The sequence below is a fragment of the Maritimibacter dapengensis genome (assembly GCF_019218265.1).
Lineage (GTDB): Bacteria > Pseudomonadota > Alphaproteobacteria > Rhodobacterales > Rhodobacteraceae > Maritimibacter > Maritimibacter dapengensis.
Map to the genome: position 1 here is coordinate 372,399 of NZ_JAHUZE010000001.1, position 20,914 is coordinate 393,312.

The 20,914-nt window shown below is 61.3% G+C and carries 19 protein-coding genes; 17 read left to right on the top strand and 2 right to left on the bottom strand.

Going from position 1 to position 20,914, the window contains the following annotated elements; genetic code table 11:
• The first annotated feature begins 13 nt into the window (after positions 1 to 13).
• Positions 14 to 322, top strand: coding sequence for a hypothetical protein (locus KJP28_RS01915; RefSeq protein ID WP_218390538.1), 309 nt, complete (start codon positions 14 to 16; stop codon positions 320 to 322).
• An 18-nt stretch (positions 323 to 340) separates the two neighbouring features.
• Here KJP28_RS01915 and KJP28_RS01920 read toward each other — a convergent pair whose 3' ends face one another.
• Entirely contained in the window at positions 341 to 1,258 is a 918-nt protein-coding gene (locus tag KJP28_RS01920) for an endonuclease/exonuclease/phosphatase family protein (protein WP_218390539.1), read from the bottom strand.
• Positions 1,259 to 1,560: 302 nt separating this feature from the next.
• Here KJP28_RS01920 and KJP28_RS01925 point away from each other — a divergent pair, with 302 nt between their 5' ends.
• The 12 genes from KJP28_RS01925 (at position 1,561) to KJP28_RS01980 (ending at position 15,214) form a co-directional block, all read left to right on the top strand.
• On the top strand, positions 1,561 to 2,682 hold the full coding sequence (locus KJP28_RS01925; RefSeq protein ID WP_218390540.1) for an ABC transporter ATP-binding protein: 1,122 nt from the start codon (positions 1,561 to 1,563) through the stop codon (positions 2,680 to 2,682).
• A 43-nt stretch (positions 2,683 to 2,725) separates the two neighbouring features.
• Positions 2,726 to 3,778, top strand: a complete 1,053-nt coding sequence (locus KJP28_RS01930; RefSeq protein ID WP_218390541.1) for an ABC transporter substrate-binding protein — start codon at positions 2,726 to 2,728, stop codon at positions 3,776 to 3,778.
• 57 nt (positions 3,779 to 3,835) lie between these two features.
• Complete coding sequence (locus KJP28_RS01935; protein WP_218390542.1) at positions 3,836 to 5,086, top strand: ABC transporter permease; 1,251 nt, start codon at positions 3,836 to 3,838, stop codon at positions 5,084 to 5,086.
• Positions 5,087 to 5,090: 4 nt separating this feature from the next.
• Entirely contained in the window at positions 5,091 to 5,939 is an 849-nt protein-coding gene (locus KJP28_RS01940; protein WP_218390543.1) for an ABC transporter permease, read from the top strand.
• Positions 5,940 to 5,981: 42 nt separating this feature from the next.
• Positions 5,982 to 6,632, top strand: a complete 651-nt coding sequence (locus tag KJP28_RS01945) for a paraquat-inducible protein A (RefSeq protein ID WP_218390544.1) — start codon at positions 5,982 to 5,984, stop codon at positions 6,630 to 6,632.
• Positions 6,599 to 7,246 (top strand): paraquat-inducible protein A, encoded by a 648-nt coding sequence (locus KJP28_RS01950; RefSeq protein WP_218390545.1) that lies wholly within the window; start codon positions 6,599 to 6,601, stop codon positions 7,244 to 7,246. Before KJP28_RS01945 ends, KJP28_RS01950 begins: the two co-directional genes overlap by 34 nt.
• Positions 7,243 to 9,348 carry an MlaD family protein gene (locus KJP28_RS01955; protein ID WP_218390546.1) on the top strand — a complete coding sequence of 702 codons (2,106 nt, stop codon included), beginning with the start codon at positions 7,243 to 7,245 and terminating at the stop codon, positions 9,346 to 9,348. Before KJP28_RS01950 ends, KJP28_RS01955 begins: the two co-directional genes overlap by 4 nt.
• Before the next feature lie 2 nt (positions 9,349 to 9,350).
• Positions 9,351 to 9,911 carry a PqiC family protein gene (locus KJP28_RS01960; protein WP_218390547.1) on the top strand — a complete coding sequence of 187 codons (561 nt, stop codon included), beginning with the start codon at positions 9,351 to 9,353 and terminating at the stop codon, positions 9,909 to 9,911.
• Between the two features lie 581 nt (positions 9,912 to 10,492).
• Complete coding sequence (locus tag KJP28_RS01965; RefSeq protein WP_218390548.1) at positions 10,493 to 11,455, top strand: response regulator; 963 nt, start codon at positions 10,493 to 10,495, stop codon at positions 11,453 to 11,455.
• On the top strand, positions 11,452 to 11,823 hold the full coding sequence (locus KJP28_RS01970) for an Hpt domain-containing protein (protein WP_218390549.1): 372 nt from the start codon (positions 11,452 to 11,454) through the stop codon (positions 11,821 to 11,823). The genes KJP28_RS01965 and KJP28_RS01970 overlap by 4 nt, the downstream gene beginning before the upstream one ends.
• A 28-nt stretch (positions 11,824 to 11,851) precedes the next feature.
• On the top strand, positions 11,852 to 14,377 hold the full coding sequence (locus KJP28_RS01975) for a CHASE domain-containing protein (RefSeq protein ID WP_218390550.1): 2,526 nt from the start codon (positions 11,852 to 11,854) through the stop codon (positions 14,375 to 14,377).
• Positions 14,378 to 14,812: 435 nt separating this feature from the next.
• Positions 14,813 to 15,214, top strand: a complete 402-nt coding sequence (locus KJP28_RS01980) for a response regulator (protein ID WP_255552152.1) — start codon at positions 14,813 to 14,815, stop codon at positions 15,212 to 15,214.
• A gap of 263 nt (positions 15,215 to 15,477) precedes the next feature.
• On the opposite strand, the gene KJP28_RS01985 is transcribed toward KJP28_RS01980, so the two are convergent.
• The gene (locus KJP28_RS01985) at positions 15,478 to 16,662 is read right to left on the bottom strand and encodes a M24 family metallopeptidase (RefSeq protein WP_218390551.1); all 1,185 of its coding nucleotides are present in this window, start codon (positions 16,660 to 16,662) and stop codon (positions 15,478 to 15,480) included.
• Positions 16,663 to 16,779: 117 nt separating this feature from the next.
• Here KJP28_RS01985 and eutB point away from each other — a divergent pair, with 117 nt between their 5' ends.
• The 4 genes from eutB (at position 16,780) to KJP28_RS02005 (ending at position 20,837) form a co-directional block, all read left to right on the top strand.
• Entirely contained in the window at positions 16,780 to 17,799 is a 1,020-nt protein-coding gene (gene eutB, locus KJP28_RS01990) for a hydroxyectoine utilization dehydratase EutB (RefSeq protein ID WP_218390552.1), read from the top strand.
• On the top strand, positions 17,789 to 18,766 hold the full coding sequence (locus KJP28_RS01995; protein ID WP_218390553.1) for a cyclodeaminase: 978 nt from the start codon (positions 17,789 to 17,791) through the stop codon (positions 18,764 to 18,766). The genes eutB and KJP28_RS01995 overlap by 11 nt, the downstream gene beginning before the upstream one ends.
• 1 nt (position 18,767) lies before the next feature.
• Positions 18,768 to 19,259, top strand: a complete 492-nt coding sequence (locus KJP28_RS02000) for an Lrp/AsnC family transcriptional regulator (RefSeq protein WP_218390554.1) — start codon at positions 18,768 to 18,770, stop codon at positions 19,257 to 19,259.
• A 102-nt stretch (positions 19,260 to 19,361) separates the two neighbouring features.
• Positions 19,362 to 20,837 (top strand): NAD-dependent succinate-semialdehyde dehydrogenase, encoded by a 1,476-nt coding sequence (locus tag KJP28_RS02005; RefSeq protein ID WP_218390555.1) that lies wholly within the window; start codon positions 19,362 to 19,364, stop codon positions 20,835 to 20,837.
• The last annotated feature ends 77 nt before the right edge of the window (positions 20,838 to 20,914 follow it).

The window sequence follows — 20,914 nt, forward strand, 5'->3', positions numbered from 1 at the left end:
AATGAAAAATAACATGTCAGAAACTGACAGGCGCAGGCAAACCGTGGGTCGCGACAGCGACGTTTCGGGCGACGATGTGAAGCGGAGCAATAGCAAGCGCAGTCAATCACAGATTATCGACAAATTGTTCGTCGTGATTCTCTTCGTCGTCGTGGGCGGGTTCGAACTTCTGCTTGGTTGGGCGGTCTATCGTGAAATCGCACAGCCTGTAGGCTACACCGGATCGTCCGTGAACCTCGTGCCGCTGATTGCACTCGGCATACTCACCTTAATTGCGGCGGCGGCGGTGTTTCCACGGAACCCGGAGTTCGATCAGCGCTAGTGAGACCGTTCGTCCGGCTCAGGGCAATGCGATGGATGCGAGCCGCCCCTCGTGGTCCGAGCCGTGTTCGGGGCGCGCTGTCATGCGCCCTGTCGCGCCAGTAGGCACGAGCACCTGGTCGATCGGCAAAGGCAGGAAGGGGCCGCCTTTTTCATAACTGGTTTGGATGGGACCAAGCGATCGGGTGCCGCTTGCCTTGCGTATCATGCGCGCGCTCCGACCCCATGGCACCATGTTGAAATCGCCGCCGATCACCACGGGCCCATCGAGGGTTTCGAGCTTGTCCGCGATGCGCAGGGCCTGGGACATCTGATCGTAGGGGAAGGGCCATTCCAAGTGTAGCGACAGGGCCCAGACATATTTTGCATCGGGCGTGATGACCTGCACGCCGGCCAGTCCGGCCCCCTCGAGACAGAACGCCGACCCCACGATGATGGGGAGAGACGTGAGCAGCCCCACGTCCTGTCGGGGGCGGAATGGGCAGATGACCTTGGTGGGGTAGTGGTCATACATTCGGGCCATGTACTTTCGATTGTGGTCGGATACCTCCTGAAGCGTCACGATATCTGCGCCGGAAGCGATGATGTCGTCCGCGAGCGGATAGCGCGGCCAGGCGCGCGAGAGCAGGTTTTTCTGATAGAGCGTGAGGCAGGTGTTCTTGCAGGGCGTGCCGGAAGCGAGGAAGACCGGGGCGAGGGAGCCGAACGAAACGAAGCTTCCGAGCAGGCACAGGATGGCCAAGCGTCGCGCTGACTGACGGAACAAACCGATTGCGATCGGCGCAAGCAAGGTTCCGGCGAGCGGGCGCACCACGGCAAAGGTATCGCCTGCCGCAAGAACGCCACCCAGAAACCCCAAAGCAACGACCGCAAGCAGACCCCAAGCGCTCGCTCGCACGGCAAACCGTGCTGCATCGTCAAATTTACCGTTACCCATCGTAATCTGAACCTATCGACGCTTCCGGCCCGTGGGAAGTGTGCCAAGAACGATCAATCGCGCGCCACCATGACCGCGGATTGACCATACAAACTGCGCCGCGACCAAAAGTCCGCCGGTCTGTTGCCAATTTCCATGCACAGGCCGTTCATGGTGCCCGAAAGGTGTTCACTGACACTCATGACGAATGCCTCGCCTCTTGCGGGGCGACGAAAACAGATGCACCATTTGAGGAAATTCAACGGCATACATGGGCTGGGCTTTTGCCTAAGGCCTTGTGGTTGCACGTGGGGCGAGACTGAATGACCAGATCCGAAGACGCCGTCTTTCTGAAACTTGACGACGTGAAGAAAAGCTATGACCAGAAAAGCCTGGTCGTAAAAGGGTTCGATATAGCGGTCGAACAGGGGGAGTTCATCACGCTGCTCGGGCCGTCAGGGTCGGGTAAGACGACGGTGCTCATGATGCTCGCAGGGTTCGAGAGCGTCACGTCGGGCACGATCTCGATCCGGGGTAAGTCGATCAACAAGACCGCCCCCTACAAGCGCAACATCGGCATGGTGTTCCAGAACTACGCACTGTTCCCCCACATGACGGTGGCCGAAAACCTCGCCTATCCGCTGAGCGTGCGTGGCATGAGCAAGGCGGATCAGAAGGCCCGGATCGCGGAATACCTCAAGCTCGTTGAACTCGACGACTTCGGGCACAGGTATCCCGGCCAGCTCTCCGGCGGGCAGATGCAGCGCGTCGCGCTCGCGCGGGCGATGATTTTCGAGCCGACGCTGATCCTGATGGACGAGCCTTTGGGCGCGCTCGACAAGAAGCTGCGCGAGCAGATGCAATACGAGATCACGCGGTTGCACGAAAAGCTCGGCTTCACAGTGATTTACGTGACCCATGACCAGGCCGAGGCCTTGTCGATGTCGGACCGGATTGCGGTGTTCAACGACGGGGTCGTTCAGCAATGCGCACCGCCCGCAGAGCTTTACGAGCGGCCCGTAAACGCGTTCGTGGCGGAGTTCATCGGCGAGAACAATTTCGTCGAGGGCCATGTCGAGCGCATCGAAGGTGGCCGCGCTGTCGTGTCGGTCAAGGGCGGTGGGCAGATCGTGGCGGAAGCTGCGCAAGGGTTGGAGGCCAGCGGGCGCTGTATCGTGTCGATCCGCCCCGAAAAGCTCTTCATCCACCCCACGTCGCACGACCATGACAACGAGATCGAGGCGACGTTCGTCGCGCGGATCTATGTCGGCGATTTCATCCGTTACTATTTCCGGCTCAGCGACGGATCGGAAATCGTGGTAAAGGTTCTGAATGACCTATCCGCGCCCGAGTTCGGTGAAGGGGACCAGGGTCGTCTTCAATGGCTCATCTCGGATAGCATCGCGTTCCCCCATGACGGGGAAATGCCGGATACGACGGGGTAATCGGGGCCCCGCATATTTTCCCGACCCAACAAGGAGGCTCAAAATGAAGAAAACCAATCTTTCACTGCTTGCGGGGGCATTGGTCCTCGCCGCACAGGGCGCTTCGGCCCAGGATCTGACGGTCACGTCCTTCGGTGGCGCTTATGGCGCGGCTCAGAAGGAGCACATGATCGACCCTTACGTGGAATCGTCCGGGACCAACATCCTGTTCGAGGATTACGGTGGCGGCGTGGCCGAGATGAAGGCGCAAAGCGAAAGCGGCAATATCCAGTGGGACGTGGTGGATATCGAAGTGATCGACCTCGAACGCGCGTGTTCGGAAGGCTATGTGGCCGTGATCGACCATTCGATCCTGCCGCCGGGCGACGATGGCACTCCGGCGTCCGAAGATTTCATCCCCGAGGCTCTGCATGAATGCGGCGTGGGCAACATCGTGTGGTCGATCATCTTCGCCCATGCAGACGACGCTTACCCGGACGGCGGCCCGACCACGATCGCGGATTTCTTCGACACCGAGGCGTTCCCTGGCAAGCGTGGACTGCGCAAGCGTCCGCAGGTGAACCTGGAATGGGCGCTTCTGGCCGATGGCGTCGCGCCGGAAGAGGTGTATGAGACCCTCGCCACCGAAGAGGGCCAGCAACGCGCCTTCGACAAGCTCGCCACGATCAAGGACGATATCGTCTGGTACGACAGCTGGTCGCAGGCCCCCGTTCTTCTGAACGACGGTGGCGCGCAGATGGTGCAGTCGGCCAATGGCCGGATTTTCGCTGCGATCAAGGACGAAGGCGCGCCTTTCACCATGATCTGGGACAGCCACGTTTATGACCTCGATGTCTGGGCCGTGATGGAAGGCACTGAGAAGATGGACATGGCGCTCGACTTCATCAAATCCGCGACCATGACAGTTCCGCTTTCGGGGATGCAGGACGTGGCCTATGGCCCGACCCGCAAATCCGCGCAGGCGCTTCTGCCCGAGGACGTGAAGCAGGACCTGCCGACCGCGCACCTCGACGAAGGGCTGAAGGCCGACGGCATCTTCTGGGCCGATTACGGCGAGTCACTCGGCGAGAAGTTCAACGAGTGGCTGCTTCAGTAAGCCGATAGGAAACCGCCCCGCGCGATCCGTTGCGCGGGGCATGTATTGGAGACTGGCATGGCCGGTTCGGCACGCGACCAAAGACGACTTGCTCCCGAAGACGCGCGAAATGCGGCGCGGGAGATCCGCGCGCAGCGTGTCCGGGCCTTTCTGTTCGTGACGCCATTGCTGGTATTCATCGGGTTCGCTTTCGTCGCGCCCATCGCCTCGATGCTGTTTCGCAGCGCCTACAATCCGACCGTGGCCGAGCTTGTTCCGGCTTCGCTGGAGGCGCTGGCGGAATGGGACGGTGAGGGGCAGCCATCCGAAGCGGTCCTGACTCAGTTCGCCGTGGACATGAAAAGGCTCGCGAACGACCGCACGTCGGGTCAGCTTGCCGAAGAGATCAACCGCAATCTGCCCGGCACGTCGAGCGTGGTGAAATCCACGGCGCGCAACCTGCGTCGCGTCGAGGATGCGGAATTGGCCAGCAATGGCGCCGCGCTCCTCCTCGAGGCGAACGACGCCTGGGGCGAGCCGGGGATATGGCGCGCGCTGCGCAAGGCCGGAAAGACCTATACGACCGGGTATTACCTGACTGCGCTCGATCTTGAGATGACGCGGGACGGGTCGATCCAGCAACGCGACACGCAGATTTACCTGAAGCTCTACGGCAAAACGCTCTGGATGGCGCTCATCATCACGCTTCTGACGCTGGTGCTGGGTTATCCGCTCGCCTTCCACATGGCGCATAGTTCGACATCGCGGGCGAATTTCCTGATGGTGTTCGTGCTGCTCCCGTTCTGGACTTCGCTTCTGGTCCGCACGACCTCGTGGATCGCCTTGTTGCAGACCAACGGCGTCGTCAACTCCGCGCTGATCGCGCTGGGCCTGACGCGCCAGCCGCACGAGATGCTTTACACGCAGTTTTCGACCGTCATCGCGATGACGCACATTCTGCTGCCGTTCATGGTTCTGCCGCTCTATTCGGTCATGCGCGGCATCGACCCGAGCTTCATGCGCGCCGCCTTGTCGATGGGCAGCCGACCGATCCCGGCATTCCTGCGGATCTACCTGCCGATGAGCCTGCCGGGGTTGTCGGCCGGGGCGCTTCTCGTTTTCATCATTTCGGTCGGATATTACATCACGCCCGCGCTCGTGGGTGGCACGGACGGGCAGATGATTTCGAACATCATCGCCTTCCATATGCAGCAATCGAACAACTGGGAGCTTGCGGCGGCGCTCGGGTCGCTTCTGCTGTTCCTGATCGTCGCGCTCTACTGGCTCTATGACCGTTTCATCGGGGCCGGGAACATCAAGCTGGGGTAGGGCCATGAACAAGTTCCCGGAATATTTCACGATCTGGCACATCGCGGGGCATTATGCCCTGCGGCTCATGGCCTATCTCGTGCTCGCCTTCCTGATCCTGCCGATCCTGGTCATCATACCGCTGTCGTTCAACGCGGAGCCGTTCTTCACCTTCACGCCGGGGATGCTGTCGCTCGATCCCGACGCCTATTCGCTGCGCTGGTACAACGAGATCGTGACGGACCAGAAATGGACGCTCGCGATCCGGAACAGCTTCATCATCGGGATCGCCGCGGCACTTCTTGCGACCGTGCTCGGCACCATCGCAGCTGTCGGATTGTCATCGCCGTGGATGCCGTTCAAACGGCTCATCACGGCGCTGCTTCTCTCGCCCATGATCGTGCCGCTGATCATCATCGCGGCGGGCATGTTCTTTTTCTACACGACGTTCGGGTTGGTCGGGACTTTTCCGGGGCTGATCATCGCCCATGCGGCGCTGGGCGTTCCTTTCGTCATCATCACCGTGACCGCGACGCTGACCGGGTTCGACAGGTCGCTTTTCAGCGCGGGGCTGAGCCTTGGCGCTTCGCCCGTGAAGGTGTTCTGGGACGTGGTGATCCCGCTCATCCGGCCCGGGGTGATCTCGGGCGGCCTGTTCGCCTTCGTCACGTCGTTCGACGAGGTCGTTCTGGTCCTCTTTCTCGCGGGGCCTGAGCAACGCACCATCCCGCGTCAGATGTTCTCAGGCCTGAGGGAGCAGATCAATCCGACGATTCTGGCTGTCGCGACTTTGCTCGTGGCGTTGTCCATCGCGCTCCTCGTCACGCTCGAGTTCCTGCGCCGGCGATCGGAGCGATTACGCGGGGCCGAATAGGCGCACTTTTCATTTCCCGGTCCAGCGGGCAGGCTGTCAGTCATGACTCGCCCGACGCCGATACAATTCGACCCCGCTGAACTTGACAGCCTGCTGGCCTGTCCGTCCTGCGACGCGTTGTTGCGGGATCGGGAAGTGACGCTCGGCGAGGTGTCGCGTTGTCCGCGGTGCCACCATGCGATGGAGACGCCCCGGAGCCTTGCCATGACTCGGATCATGATGCTGGCGATGGCGGCCCTGATTTTGGTCTTCGCCGCGGTCTATTTCCCGTTTCTGAGAATCGATGCGGAGGGGTTTTCGAGTTCGAGCACGGTGATCGAAACCATCCTCGCTTATTCCGGGAGCCGCACCGGGTTCCTCTCGTTCACGCTCGCGGCGCTGATCGTGTTCATCCCGGCGGCGCGTTTCATCGCGCTGATCTACGTGCTCGGGCCCATGGCGATCGGGTGGCATCCCGCGCCATATGCAGGCACCGCGTTCCGCATCGCCGGATATCTGCGACCCTGGGCCATGGCGGAAATTTTCATCGTCGGCGTCGCGGTGGCGCTGGTGAAGGTGGCAGGGCTTGCCCATGTCACGGTCGGACCGGCGTTCTGGGCACTGGTGGCGCTCGTCATCGTGACGATATTCAAGGATACCTCAATGAGCAGGGTGACGGTGTGGAAAACACTGAACGCACGCAAGATTTCCTGACCGCGCACGAGGCCGGGCTGGCGGGTTGCACGATCTGCGCCCACGTTTCGCCCATCGGGACCCGCCAATGTCCGCGCTGCGGAGGGCGATTGTCGAGCCCGGATCTTGCGTCGTTGCAGCGGGTTTGGGCGTGGCTGCTGGCGGGTCTCACGGTCTACATCCCCGCAAATATCTATCCGATGCTGCGCACCACGACCTTTGGGCGCACCACCGACAACACCATCATCGGTGGCGTTGCCGATCTCTGGGCACATGGCGATTACATGGTCGGTCTGGTGGTGTTCGTCGCCTCTGTCGTGGTGCCGTTGTTCAAGTTCGTGGTCATCGCGTATCTGAGCTTTTCGATCATCAATCCCGTTGCGGTCGGACCGTGGCGCAGGCAGATGCTGTTCGAGATCGTCGAATTCATCGGGCGTTGGTCGATGATCGACGTATTCGTGGTGGCGATCCTCGCGTCGCTGGTACAACTTGATTTCACAGCGTCGATCAAACCCGGTATAGCGGCAGTGAGCTTCGCACTCTCGGTTGTCTTCACAATGCTCGCGGCGCTCGCATTCGATTCCCGGCTGCTTTGGATGAACGTGGGCGGGCAAGAAGTCGGGGATGAAACATGACGGAACGCACCCCATCCGATATGGAGGTGACGCAGCGCACACGCTCGGTTTTCAGGAATCTTTCGATTTTCTGGGCGATACCTTTGATCGCCTTGGGAGTGTCGCTCTTCGTGGCCTGGCAGACCTGGGCGGAACGGGGTGCGCGGATCGAGGTGAGCTTTGAGAACGCAGGCGGCATCGTGCCCGAGGAAAGCACGCTGCGGTTTCGTGACGTGACCGTGGGCGTGGTCGAGGACGTGTCCTTTTCCGAGGATTTGGATTCGATCATCGTCGGGGTGCGGGTCGACCGGGACATCGCGGAATCGCTGCCTCCCGATGCGGAGTTCTGGGTGGTGCGTCCCGAGGTGACGTCGGCCGGTATCCAGGGGCTCTCGACCGTTCTTTCGGGCGTTTACCTGCAAGTTGCGTTCGAGCCGCAGCCGGGGGCGTCCGCAAGCCTTTTCACAGGGCTCGAAGAGACGCCGCTGGTGCTGGAGGGCGATGAAGGCATACGGGTGAGCCTGCGTGCGCCGAATGCGAACCAGATCAATCCCGGCGCGCCGATATCCTTCAAGGGGATCGAAGTCGGACGGATCGAGACGCCGAGGCTGATTGACGAGAACAGTGGCGTCGTGGTCGACGCCTTCATCGAAGCTCCCTACGACGAACTGGTTACGAGCGCGACGCGGTTCTGGGTGACGTCCGGCATCTCGGTGGATGTCGGTCCGAGGGGGCTGAACTTTGCGGTCGGGTCGCTTTCGAACATCGTGCGCGGCGGGCTGGCGTTCGGCACCGTCCTGTCGGACGGTCAACCGGTGTCGGATGGCGAGATGTTCGATATCTTCGATAGCCAGGATGCCGCCCGTAGCAGCGTTTTCGCGCAGAACATCGAAAATGCGGTGGAGTTGGCCGTCGAGTTCGAGGAATCGGTCAACGGTCTTTCTGCGGGTTCGCGTGTGAATTACCGGGGTGTCACCGTCGGGAACGTTTCGACGATCGCGGCCTATGTTGTGGACAGTGGCGGAACACCGGACGTGCGACTGCGCGCGAACCTGTCGATCGACCCGGCCCGGATCGGGCTCGACCCGGAATCCACCGAAACTGCCGTGTATGATTTCTTCCTCGCCAAGGCGGCCGAGGGACTGCGGGCGCAGTTGGGGTGGCAAAGCCTGTTCAGCCAGACGCTGGTGGTCAATCTGGTCGAAGCGCCCGACGCTCCTCCCGGGACGCTGACATTCCCGGACGAAGGCGCGCCGGTCCTTCCGACGATCGAAAGCGACCTGCCGGATGTCGGGGCGACCGCCGAGGGCCTTCTAGCCCGGATCGACGCTCTTCCGGTCGAGGAGCTGATCGAGCAGGTGATCGCCACGCTCGCCTCGGTCGAGACTTTTGCGGCGGACGACGATCTGCGCGAGGCGCCGGGGGCGTTCGTTTCGCTCATGGATGATGCACGCGGCATCGTGTCGAGCGAGGGGGCGCAGGCGCTTCCGGGTGCTCTCAGGGATGCCGTCAACGAATTGACTGCGATCACGGAGCAATTGCGTAGCGCCGATGCGGTGGCGCGCGTGATGACCACGCTCGAAGGGGTCGAAACGGCGGCGGTGGAGGTTGCGGCTTTCGGCGAAGACATGGGCGGGGCGGCCGAAGAGCTGACCGCGCTTCTGAACGACCTGCAGACCCTGACGGAAAAGGCCAATGCGCTTGAAGTCGAGGAATTCCTCGTATCGGCGCGCACGTTCCTGGACGAGGCGGACAGCCTGTTGTCGTCGCCGGATACCCAGGCAATTCCCGAGACTCTGAATTCGGCGCTGGACGAGGCAAGGGGCGCGCTCAACGATCTGCGCGAGGGCGGGCTGGTCGACAACGCGAACGCCGCGATGGCGTCCGCAAATGACGCGGCGGGGGCCATCGAGGATGCGGCGGGTCGGCTACCGGAACTCGCCGACCGGATCGACCGGGTCGTGCGCGAGGCCGAGCGTGTGGTCGCGAGCTATGGCGGTGATAGCAACTTCAACCGCGAAACGGTCGCCTCGCTGCGCGAGGTACGCGCGGCGGCGGAGGCCCTGTCGAAACTCGCCCGCGCCATCGAGCGCAATCCAAATTCACTCTTGTTCGGACGGTAATGATGCTGCGACTGACCCCTCTTTTGTTTCTCGTTCTTGCGGCCTGTGGTGGCAACGAAGCCCGATTTCTCGTGGACAGCGCGGCGCCCGCGACCGTCGGGCAGATCGGGGTCAGGCTCGGGACGTTGGAAGTGCGGGACGTGTCGTTGCCGGCCTATGCCGAGGAAAGCCAGATTTTGATCGAGGATGACACCGGGGCCCTGCAACCGATCAAGAATGCGGTGTGGGCGGATGACCCGGTGCGGTCGATGACGCTGTCGCTGGCCGACACGATCGACCGGCAGTCCAACGCGACGGCAGCGGCGGAACCCTGGCCGCTGGAAAGCGACCCGCATGCGGCCGTGCATGTGCGTGTCTCGGAAATGGTCGCGCGGGCGGACGGGAACTTCCACCTGACCGGGCAGTTCGCGATTTCGTCCTATGACCGGATCGTGCGGGAGCGGATCGAGCGGTTCGACATCACCGTTCCGCTTGCCGATACTTCGCCGGGACGGATTGCGGACGCGACCGGGGCAGCGACCAACAGGCTCGCCGTCGAGATCATGCAAAGCCTTTCGCGTTAGATTCAAAACCCCTGATCCGAGATCCGAGGAAAGCGTGATTTGTGCAAATCTCGGTGATCAGCGAATGCCATTTCCTAGATTTTAGGTTCGGATTTTTGAACTCCTTCGTGCGTCTGGTGAGCCTGTGATGGTTCCGGCATGCGCCACGGTCTCCCGTGCCGCGTGACTGCCCTTGTGACGTACCATTTCGTTAAAAATTGTGGCGGCTATCGGAAGCGATCGGTCGTTTGGGTTAGGACGTCACGCGCCCGCGTTCCACGGCGGTGATCGTCTGCGTTGTTATCAGTGAATACCCGCAGGACGGGTAGACCATTGTCGGATTCGCAAAAAACGAATCACCAGCGAAAACACCAGAAAAACTGCTGTAATGTAACGGATAGTACACGAAATCAGGGGTCAGCCGGGTATCGAAAGTTGGCAATAGGTATGGTTAACCTACCCTTTTCGCGTGTGTTGCGTGTTTAAAATAACCCACAACGCGCTGTCACGCGAAATTGCAAAACCATGTCAGTCATACGCCACATTTCTGCCCCACTTAGACGTCCCACTGGTTAACAACGAAATGCGATAGGGATCACGAGATGAGATTGCTGGCAGTTGATGATGACCCGATCATTCTGGATCTTCTCAACGAAATCATCCGTTCGACGACGAGCTACGAAGTGGCGGTCGCTTCGAACGCACAAGAAGCACTCGACCTGATCGACCGGGGTGCTGGGGAGACGTTCGACTGTTTCCTGCTGGATATCCAGATGCCTGGGATGAGCGGGATCGAGCTTTGCCGCGAAATCCGGACCCGGCAGGAATACCGGTTCGCGCCCATCCTCATGCTGACGGCCATGGCCGAGAAACACTACGTGGACGGCGCCTATTCGGCAGGTGCGAACGACTACATCACGAAACCTTTCGAAGTGACCGAGATCAACCGTCGCCTGACGCTTGCCCAAACACGCGCGACGCAACTCCGCGAAGAAGCGGCCCGGGCGCTTCAGAGCGATACGCCCGAGCGTTACGGGATCCTGGAGCGGATCCACATCTTCGACGTCGACAACGTCGTCGATTACGTGGCGATGGAAAACTACCTGCCGTCGCTCCCGAAACATTCCCTGCTTGGGTCTGCCGCGCTCGGCATTCAGATCCGCGGCATCGAGGACATCCACGAAAACACGAGCGGCTTCGAGTTCGCCGGTGTGATCGAGGACGTGGCAGAAGCGATTTCCGACAGCCTTCGCGATTTCCAGTGCCTGATCTCCTATGCCGGGAACGGCACGTTCGTGACCGTGATCGAGAACCAGAGCCTGCCGGCGCGGCACGTTCTTGCAGATAACGTGAACCTGCGGCTCCAGAAGCTCGGGACGCATCTTTCGCTGCCCGGACAGCGCCCTGTCCGCGTGATCTGCGGCGATCTCGTGCGGCTTATGCACCCGACCACGGAACGTATCCAGGAAGCCCTGTTTCAGGCGACGGCAAGCGCGTTGCAGGTCGCAAACGACACCGAACGCAACCTCGAGAAGTTCTGGTTCATGGGGCAGGTCGCACAATGAGCTCGACGATAGACGATGCGATCGGTCGCGTGCGCGGCAGATTCCTCGACCTCCTGCGCGAACGTCTGGTCGTGATTCAATCCTGCATGAGCGCGCGCTCCAGCGATCCGGCGGAATTGGAACAGGCGCTCTTCGTGGTTCACAAGGTTGCCGGAAGCGCCGGCACCCTGGGGTTGCCGAACCTCGGAGAAGTTGCGCGCACCTGTGAAGAGCAATTGCTCAGAGACCTGCACGCCGGCGGGACGATTTCGGGCATGGGGTTTGCGTACCTCGAACGGTTCGTGGACTTCTCGCACTCGGTGCTGGAAGCCTATTCCGTCCCGGCCGCGCCATTGCAGGCGGTTCCCCGGGCGGCCTTCGGTCGATAATCAACGCTTGGGGGCAGTCGGGCGAAATATGAACGTGTGGAAAGGGGCATTGGGGTCGATACGACGCGGTGGCGGGATCGCCCGGCGCAGTGCGTTGTCCACCCAGGTGGGGGCCGCGCTCGCGCTATGGTTTCTGGCCGCCTCGTTGATGATCCTGTTTCTGGGCCGAGTGATCCTGGACGCCGAGAATGCACGCGCGGAGCAGGAGTTCCGTGCGCTTGCGGAAGCGAACCTGAGCGCCATCGAAGACCGTATGAAACGCTACGACGCGGCGTTGCGCGGGCTGGCCGGGCTCGTAGCGCAGAGCGGCCCTCTGTCGAAAACGGAATATGAGGCCTATGCCGATGCCCTGATTTCGGCCGGTGCGCTTCCGGGCGCCAGCGGTCTGGGGTTCATCGAACCGGTCGCGCGTGATGATCTTGACGCATATGTCGCCCAAGCGCGGCGTGACGGGTTGCCGGATTTCCGGATCAAGTCCGCGAGTGCACGCGACGAATCCTTCGTAATCCGACATATCGAGCCTTTGTCAGAAAACGCCGAGGCACTGGGCCTCGATATCGCATTCGAACCGCGCCGGCGGCTTGCGGCAATGCGTGCGCGTGCAAGCGGTCTTACAACGTTGTCGCCCGCGATCGTGCTCGTTCAGGATGACAGCAAGGTGCCGGGGTTCGTGCTGTTCCATCCCGTGGACGAAGGCGCTCGTGGTGTCGGTGTCGACGGCGACGGTGATGACGGTTTCAAAGGTTGGGTCTTCATGCCCTTCGTCAGTTCGCACGCGCTTTCGGACCTGTCGCGTCGGCATAACCACCTGCTCGATGTCAGCGTTTTCGACAATGACGAGGCGCATCCCGACACGCTTGTCTTCACGACTGTCGACGAAGGCTCCTCGGTTGAGCCGCAATTTTCCCATAGTGCCTCCCTGCGGCTGTACGGACAGACCTGGCACCTGCGCTGGAACAGCCGTCCTGCCTTCGACAGCCGTCAGAATTCCGCGACCGAAGCGATGATCTTCCTGGCCGCGATCATCCTCGTGCTGACGCCGATTACCGCCCTTGGCGTGCTTGTCGTGCGCAAGCAGCGACTGAGCGAATTGGTCGCGAAGCGCACCAAGGAATTGCTGACGCAATCTTCTCTGACGGCCTCGCTTCTGGAAGACGAAAGCCTTTTCGTGTTCGTTTTCGACGAAGATGGAAAATGTCTTCTGACCAACGGTGGTGCCGATATGGTGCTGGACCGGCCCATGATCAGGAACAACCGAGACGCGTTTTTCCGGAAGTTGCGGCATGCGACGACGCCCGGTTCGCGCCACGTCTTCCGTTTCGACTGGAACGGTGAAGGCGAAACACGCGTCTTGTCGGCGTCGCGCCACGATTGGGTGAATTCGGCAGGTAAGCACCGGATGACGTTCGTGTCTCAGGACATCACCAACGAATTCGAGGCAATCCAGAAGTCGATCGACGCCGAGAAACGTTTGAACCTGGCTTTGGGCGTATCCGAAGTGGGGGTCTTCGAGCTCAATCTCGAGACCGGCGAGTCCATCGTGTCGGACGTCTGGAAGAAGATCATGCGGTATTCGGATGATGCAGGCTTCACGAATTATCAGCGCTACTTCAAGGACCGGGTCGTGCCGGAAGACCTCGAACTTCTGCATCAGAACGACAAAGCATGCATTCTGGGCGAAACGGACAGGTCCACCACTGAATTCCGTGTGTATCTCGGCGGGCGGACCTATTGGATGCGTTCCGAGGCAATCGTGTCTGAAAGATCACCCGATGGTCGGGCATTGCGGTTGATCGGGACACAGGTCGACATCACCGAGCGCAAACGGCTGGAAACGGCCATGAGCGATTTCATCGCGACGGTGAGTCACGAGCTTCGCACCCCGATCACGTCGGTCAAGGGCGCGGTCCAGTTGCTGGCGCACAAGCTTTCCCCGGAGGACAAGTTGTCCAACAAGAAGCTCATCGACATCGCGCTTTCGAATGTCGATCAGTTGATCCTGCTCGTGAACGACATCCTCGACTTCGAGCAGGTTCAAAGCAACCGGATGGATTTCGGCACGTCGACAGTATCGGTTTCCGCCCTTCTCAATGAAGCGCAACTCAATCTCACCCCCTATGCCGCATCTACCGATGCGCGCCTGAGGTTGGATTTGCCGTCGTGCGACGTGAGCGTGAACGCGGATTGGTCGCGTCTGTTGCAGGTCGTCACCAACCTGGTTTCGAACGCCTGCAAATTCTCGCCCGCCGACACCGAGGTCGTCATCGGTTTCGAGGTCGAGAAAGACACCTGCCGGATTTTCGTGCGCGATCATGGCCCGGGTATCCCGCCCGATTTCGAGGCCGACCTTTTCGAGCCGTTTGCGCAGGCCGACCGGAGCGACAGCCGCGAACACGGCGGCACGGGTCTTGGGCTGGCGATTTCCCAGCGCTTCGTGGAACGGATGGATGGACAGATCGGCTACAGGAGGTTGGGCGACCGGACGAGCGAATTCTGGATTTCCTTCCCAGTCGCGGCCATCGAAACGCCCGAACCCGCCCGAGAACTCGCATAGGAAAAATGAGAAACTGTCAGAGCGTCACCATAAAGTCCAAGTTTAATCAACACTTCGACCTCTGAACCAGATAGTATATTTGTCAGGGCATCCGTTACCTGGCAACCCCGGCACGAACGTAGTGAGTATTATGATTACGAGACTCTTGAAAAGATGGACACCAGACGCGCACGGGTTGGCTTCGAGCAAAATTGGTTTCCTGTTGAATACCCGCACGCAGGGTTTGAGCACCGCGCTCATGTCTGCGGCGAATGCCGGACAGGCCAGGAAAATATCCCGATCCTGGCACAAAGCGCGTACCATTCTGTTGGCGTGCAAGGTCATCAAAGTTCCGATTTTCAGGGACATGACGGCGCAGATTTGCGCAATTAACGAATTCCGATGCGGTCAGGCCGGGTCGGGTGACGAAAATCATTTTATTCGCGGACAAGTATTATGCTGACCAGACTCCTTCACCTTGACGACGATCCTGACATTCTTGAGATCGGGCGCATTTCGCTTGAAATCGGAGGCGCGTTCGATCTCGTGCAATGCACCAATGGACCAGATGCCGTTCGACTTGCCGAAACCTTCCGCCCGGACGTTCTGTTGCTCGATTACATGCTTCCCGGCATGAGCGGCACGCAGGTTTATGATGCCATTCGCCGTATCGACGGGCTTGAGTACGCGCCGGTCATTTTCATGACCGCACGGGTTCAGTCCGCCGAGGTCGATATGCTTCTGGCGACCGGTGCGGCCGGCGTGATTTCAAAACCTTTCGATCCGGTCAACCTCGGCAGCAAGATCATTGAGATTCTTGCCTCTGTCGATCTGCCCGAGAAACGACTGCGCGCCTGATCCTTGCGAGCATCGGGTCTTCTGCGACGCGCCAATCGGATGGGTCGCGGGGGGCTTCGGCAAAGCGGAAAAAAGGCCCGCCACCCTGAAGCGACGAGCCCGCGTAATTGAAATGGTCCGTTGCCGGACAATCTTGGTCTAGCGTCCCGGTGTGTCTCCCAGATGGCGGAAATGCGTAAAACTTGAAGAAAATGAAAGGCCGGGGCTTCGTTTAGGACACATTCGTCGATCGGACCTGTGTCGCGCCCCGGAACCTTGATTCTTCAGGGTTTCACGAAAAGCTGGCGTTCGACGTTACAAAGCGGCTCGGCCGGCCCGGTCTCTTTTATGAGGATCGTTTCGGTCGTCTCGAGCCCCCAGTCGTCCATCCACAGGCCCGGCATGAAGTGGAAGGTCATGCCGGGTTCCAGAACCGTTTCGTCGAAGGCGCGGATCGACACCGTGTGCTCGCCCCAGTCGGGCGGATAGGACAGGCCGACTGCATAGCCGGCGCGGTTCGGTCGTTCGATTCCGACCTTGAGCAATTCCACATCGAGCGCCCGCGCGATGTCGCAGGCGCGCATTCCCGCTTGTGCGACCTCGATCCCCGCGTTCAGGCCCTCGGTCAGTGCCTTTGACGCATCGGACATGTGCTTCGGGGGTTTGCCGAAAAAGATCGTTCGGCTGAGCGGGGCGTGATAGCGGCGGTAGCAGCCCGACTGCTCGATAAATGTCGCCTCGCCCTTCTTGAGCGCTTCGCCATTCCACGTCAGATGCGGTGCCGAGGCATCCGCGCCCGACGGCAGGAGCGGCACGATCGCGGGGTAATCGCCCCAGCTATCATCCTCGCCATGCACGGAGGTCTTGAAAAGCTCGCCCACAAGCTCGTGCTTCAACATCCCCGGTTCAGCGATCTCCACGGCCTTCTCGATCACGAGTTCCGAGATCCTTGCGGCCCGGCGCATGAAGGCCAGTTCCTCGTCCGACTTGCGCAGACGGACCCAGTTCACGAGCGTGGACGCATCGACGAGTTCCGCATCCGGCAGTCCTTCGGCAAGCACCGCGAAAGCCTTGGCCGTGAAGAAATACGTCTCCATTTCCATCCCGACGCGCTTGTCACCGAAATCCATGATGCGAAGGTGGCTGGCGAGGTCTTCCATCGGGTGGATGTCGGGCGCCTGGATATAGCGGTCGGCGTAGAAAATGATCTCGTCATCCTCCATCCAGACCGTGCGACGTGCGCCGTTGGCATCCTGAAGCCGTCCCCACCAGATCGGCTTTCCTTCCATTGGGAGGATCACGCCCTGGTGCACGTAGAACGACCAGCCGTCATATCCAGTCAGATAGTTCATGTTCGACGGGTTGGTGACGAACAGCACGTCGATGCCGACCTCTTCCATCGCTTTTCGGGTCAGCGCGATACGGCGGTCGAATTCGGCCTGCGTGAAATGGGCGTTCTCGATTGGCATTGTGTCTCCGGTTCTGGGTGGGGCAGGTGACGGAACCACGCTCCGTGAAAAATCGCGTCGGATCAATGGCCTTTTCATGGGGTGGCCTCGGGAAGCATATGATGTTGAAGTGATCGCATGAGTGATTTTCCCGACCTGCCCGTGTCGATTGCCGACATCCGTGAGGCCGCCCGAACCATCGCGGGTGCGGCGGATGGGACGCCTTTGGTGCCCTCCGCATTCATGGAGGAGGTGACAGGGCATCCCTACTGGATGAAGCTGGAAATCGGGCAGGCAACGGGGGCCTTCAAGCTGCGCGGCGCGACGAACGCGATCCGGCGTGTGGGCGACGTGCCGGGCGTGGTGTGCTGTTCCACGGGCAACCACGGTCGCGCAGTCGCCTTCGCCGCGAACGAGGCCGGCATCCCCGCTGTGGTCTGCATGTCTGAACTGGTGCCGGAGGCCAAGGTCGCGCGTATCCGCGCCATGGGTGCGGAGGTGGTGATCGAGGGGCAGTCACAAGACGACGCTCAGAAAGCCGCGGATCGCATGGTCGAGACCCGAGGGCTGGTGGAAGTGCCGCCCTTCGATCACCCGGACGTAATCGCAGGGCAGGGGACCATCGGGCTGGAGATGCTCGAAGCGCGGCCGGGGCTTTCGACCCTCATCATCCCGCTCTCGGGTGGCGGGCTTGCCGCAGGGGTCGCTGTCGCTGCCAAGGCGCTCGACCCTGACATACGGATCATCGGTGTGACGATGGAGAACGGCGCGGCGATGGACGCCTCGATCCGTGCAGGACGACCCGTCGAGGTTCGGGAGGTCGCCTCGCTCGCAGACAGTCTGGGCGGGGGCATCGGGCTTTCCAATCGCTACAGCTTTCCGATCTGCCGCGACCTGTTGGATGAGATCGTTCTGGTCACGGAGGAAGAGATCCGCGACGGGATGCAGGCGCTTTTCTTCGAAGACGCACTGGTGGCGGAGGGGGCGAGCGCAGTGGCTCATGCCGCAATTCTCGCAGGAAAGATAACGGTGGGCGGCCCCACTGGAACGATCATCACCGGGCGCAACCTCGACACGTCGGCCTTCATGCGCATCATGGCGGGCGAGGATGTTGCGCTGGGAGAGGCGACACTGAAAGGGAAGGCCTATGGCACATGATATCCGTATCGTGACGGAAGCCGAATTGCGCAGCGCTTTGACACTCGACCTGTCGATCGTGGACGTAGTGGAGCAGGCGTTCGCCAAGCTTGCCGAGGGCGGGGTGGTCATGCCGCCGATCCTGTCGATGGAGCTGGCGGAGGCCAACGGCGAGGTGGACGTGAAGACCGCCTATATCCCCGGCTTCGACGGTTTCGCGATCAAGGTCAGCCCCGGGTTTTTCGATAATCCCAAGCTGGGCTTGCCGAGCCTCAACGGCCTGATGATCCTGTTCTCCGCCAAGACCGGTCTGGTCGAGGCCGTGTTTCTGGACAATGGCTATCTCACTGATCTGCGAACGGCGGCGGCGGGGGCGGTGGCCGCACGGCACCTCGCGCCCGAGCGGGTCGAAGTCGCGGGCGTCATCGGCACCGGCGTGCAGGCGCGGCTCCAGATGCAGGCGGCGCATCTGGTGCGGCCCTTCGAGCGCGTGCTGGTTCATGGTCGCAACCCTGATCATGCCAAGGCCTGCGCCGCCGATCTGCGTGAAAGCCTCGGTGTCGCCGCCGAGGTGACGAGCGGCGAGGATCTGGTGGCGCGGTCGCAGCTCGTTGTGACCACCACCCCCGCGAAAGAGCCTGTGCTCATGGCCGACTGGCTGCATCCGGGACTGCATATCACTGCGATGGGATCGGACCAGTCGGGGAAGAATGAGATCGAGCCAGCCGCGCTTGTCGCGGCTGACCTGTATGTCTGCGACCGGGTGAGCCAATGCGAAGTGTCGGGTGAACTCGAAGCGGCGCGTGCAGCGGGGCAGATGGCCGGCACGCCGCCCGAACTGGGGTCGATCATTGCTGGCGGGCCGGGGCGGATGTCGCAGGATCAGGTCACGATTTGCGATCTCACCGGGACCGGGGCGCAGGACACGGCGATTGCGAGCCACGTGATCAAGGTATTGGGCGATGCGGGAACGGTGATACAGACGTAACATGACGCCGCTCGACAAAACCGACCTCGCCATCCTCGCGACCCTTGCCCGTGACGGGCGCATCACCAAGGCCGCGCTCGCGGATGCCGTGGGCCTGTCTCCCACGCCATGCTGGAACCGGCTCAAGCGCTTGGAGAAAGCGGGAGTTATCGAGGGGTATGGCGCGCGGTTCGACCTGCGAAAGCTCGGGCCTTCGGTCACAGTGTTCGTAGCGGTCGAATTGGCCGATCACACATCGGCCACCTTTCGCATCTTCGAGGATGCGATCACAAGGTATGATGAGGTGACAGCGTGTTGGGCGCTCGGAGGCGGGTTCGACTATCTCTGTCAGGTGGTGACAGTGGATATCGACGCCTATCAACGGCTCATGGATGCGATGCTGGACGCCCGGATCGGGGTAGCGCGGTATTTCACATATATCGTGACGAAACCGGTCAAGGGGCCGGGTGTGCCGCCGATCCACCTGATCGCAGGAGAGGATTCCTCTCTTTAGGTGCGCTTCTTTGTGTCAAATCCTCTCCGCAAAAGACCAAACTTGGTCTCGACCCCTCTCTGATCCGCGCATGATGACATCATGCGAACAGGAGAGACCCAAATGCTCGACACGACGATTCCCGCGAAAGTGGACATTTCCGACCAGCGACTGATCCGCAGCTTCGCCTATGTGAACGGCAAATGGCGCGCGGCGCGGGACGGGGCGACCTTCAACGTGACGGACCCCTCGACCGGGGCACGGCTGGGTGAGGTCGCGAAGCTCACGGCTGAGGACAGCCGCGACGCGGTCGATGCGGCGCAGGCGGCTTTCGCGGACTGGTCCTATGCCCTGCCGCAGGAGCGCGCGGCAATCCTACACAAGTGGTTCGACCTGATGATCGAACACAAGGAGGATCTGGCCCGTATCATGGTGCTGGAGCAGGGCAAGCCGATTTCCGAAGCCCGCGGCGAGATCGACTATGCCGCGTCCTTCGTCGAGTTCTACGCAGAAGAAGCCAAGCGCCCGAACATCGAAGGCGTGACCAGCCATCTGCATGACGCAGAGGTCGAGCTCTGGCTTGAGCCCGTCGGTGTCGTCGCGCTCATCACGCCTTGGAATTTCCCGTCCGCGATGCTGACGCGCAAGGCCGCTGCCGCGCTCGCCGCAGGCTGCACCATCGTCGCCCATCCGAGCCACGAGACGCCCTATTCGGCGCTGGCGCTCGCCGAGCTTGCCGAACGCGCCGGCGTGCCGGCTGGGGTGTTCAACGTGGTCACAGGCGAAGCGCCAACCATCGTGGAGCCCTGGACAGCCGACAAACGCGTCCGCGCTCTGTCTTTCACCGGTTCGACCGAGATCGGGCGGCTGCTCTACCGACAATCCGCCGATACGGTGAAGAAACTGGTGCTCGAGTTGGGCGGACATGCGCCGGTGATCGTGTTCAAGGGGTCGGACCTCGACGAGGCGGTGGACGAAACGATGAAGGCGAAATGGGCGACGTCCGGTCAGGATTGCCTTGGAGCCAACCGCATTTACGTGGAGCGCGCGATCTATGAAGAGTTCTGCCAGCTTTTCACCGAGGCGACCGAAAAGCTCACCATCGGGCGCGGCATGGACGACCCGGACATCGGCCCGCTCATGAACGAACGTGCCGTTGCCAAGCAGGAAGAGCACGTGGCCGATGCCGTGGCGAAAGGGGCCAAGGTGCTGACCGGCGGCAAACGACTGGACAATGGCGACCTCTTCTATGCGCCGACGGTGTTGGCGGACGTGCCCGACGACGCGGCGATCATGCGCGAAGAGACGTTCGGGCCGGTCGCGGCGATCACGCCGTTCGACAGCGAAGACGAGGTGGTGGCCCGCGCCAACGACACGGAATACGGGCTGGTCGCCTATGTCCATTCGATGGACCCGCGCCGCATCTACCGCCTGAGCCGCGCTCTGCAATATGGCATGGTTGCGGTGAACCGGACAAAGGTGACCGGCGCGCCGATCCCGTTCGGCGGCACCAAGCAATCCGGGCTGGGCCGAGAAGGGGCGCGGCGCGGGATGGAAGAATTCATGGAAATCAAATACGTCTGCCGCGATTGGGCGTAACCGAAATCATCAGTTGGCTTCGATGCGGAGCTGACCGGAAACCGCCGGGGCCGCGCGGGATCACCAGAGATACGACA

Excerpts from the sequence above, each read along its gene's own strand:
- KJP28_RS01915 (WP_218390538.1), top strand. The coding sequence starts at position 14 with ATGTCAGAAACTGACAGGCGCAGGCAAACCGTGGGTCGCGACAGCGAC.
- KJP28_RS01920 (WP_218390539.1), bottom strand. The coding sequence starts at position 1,258 with ATGGGTAACGGTAAATTTGACGATGCAGCACGGTTTGCCGTGCGAGCG.
- KJP28_RS01925 (WP_218390540.1), top strand. The coding sequence starts at position 1,561 with ATGACCAGATCCGAAGACGCCGTCTTTCTGAAACTTGACGACGTGAAG.
- KJP28_RS01930 (WP_218390541.1), top strand. The coding sequence starts at position 2,726 with ATGAAGAAAACCAATCTTTCACTGCTTGCGGGGGCATTGGTCCTCGCC.
- KJP28_RS01935 (WP_218390542.1), top strand. The coding sequence starts at position 3,836 with ATGGCCGGTTCGGCACGCGACCAAAGACGACTTGCTCCCGAAGACGCG.
- KJP28_RS01940 (WP_218390543.1), top strand. The coding sequence starts at position 5,091 with ATGAACAAGTTCCCGGAATATTTCACGATCTGGCACATCGCGGGGCAT.
- KJP28_RS01945 (WP_218390544.1), top strand. The coding sequence starts at position 5,982 with ATGACTCGCCCGACGCCGATACAATTCGACCCCGCTGAACTTGACAGC.
- KJP28_RS01955 (WP_218390546.1), top strand. The coding sequence starts at position 7,243 with ATGACGGAACGCACCCCATCCGATATGGAGGTGACGCAGCGCACACGC.
- KJP28_RS01960 (WP_218390547.1), top strand. The coding sequence starts at position 9,351 with ATGCTGCGACTGACCCCTCTTTTGTTTCTCGTTCTTGCGGCCTGTGGT.
- KJP28_RS01965 (WP_218390548.1), top strand. The coding sequence starts at position 10,493 with ATGAGATTGCTGGCAGTTGATGATGACCCGATCATTCTGGATCTTCTC.
- KJP28_RS01970 (WP_218390549.1), top strand. The coding sequence starts at position 11,452 with ATGAGCTCGACGATAGACGATGCGATCGGTCGCGTGCGCGGCAGATTC.
- KJP28_RS01975 (WP_218390550.1), top strand. The coding sequence starts at position 11,852 with ATGAACGTGTGGAAAGGGGCATTGGGGTCGATACGACGCGGTGGCGGG.
- KJP28_RS01980 (WP_255552152.1), top strand. The coding sequence starts at position 14,813 with ATGCTGACCAGACTCCTTCACCTTGACGACGATCCTGACATTCTTGAG.
- KJP28_RS01985 (WP_218390551.1), bottom strand. The coding sequence starts at position 16,662 with ATGCCAATCGAGAACGCCCATTTCACGCAGGCCGAATTCGACCGCCGT.
- eutB (WP_218390552.1), top strand. The coding sequence starts at position 16,780 with ATGAGTGATTTTCCCGACCTGCCCGTGTCGATTGCCGACATCCGTGAG.
- KJP28_RS01995 (WP_218390553.1), top strand. The coding sequence starts at position 17,789 with ATGGCACATGATATCCGTATCGTGACGGAAGCCGAATTGCGCAGCGCT.
- KJP28_RS02000 (WP_218390554.1), top strand. The coding sequence starts at position 18,768 with ATGACGCCGCTCGACAAAACCGACCTCGCCATCCTCGCGACCCTTGCC.
- KJP28_RS02005 (WP_218390555.1), top strand. The coding sequence starts at position 19,362 with ATGCTCGACACGACGATTCCCGCGAAAGTGGACATTTCCGACCAGCGA.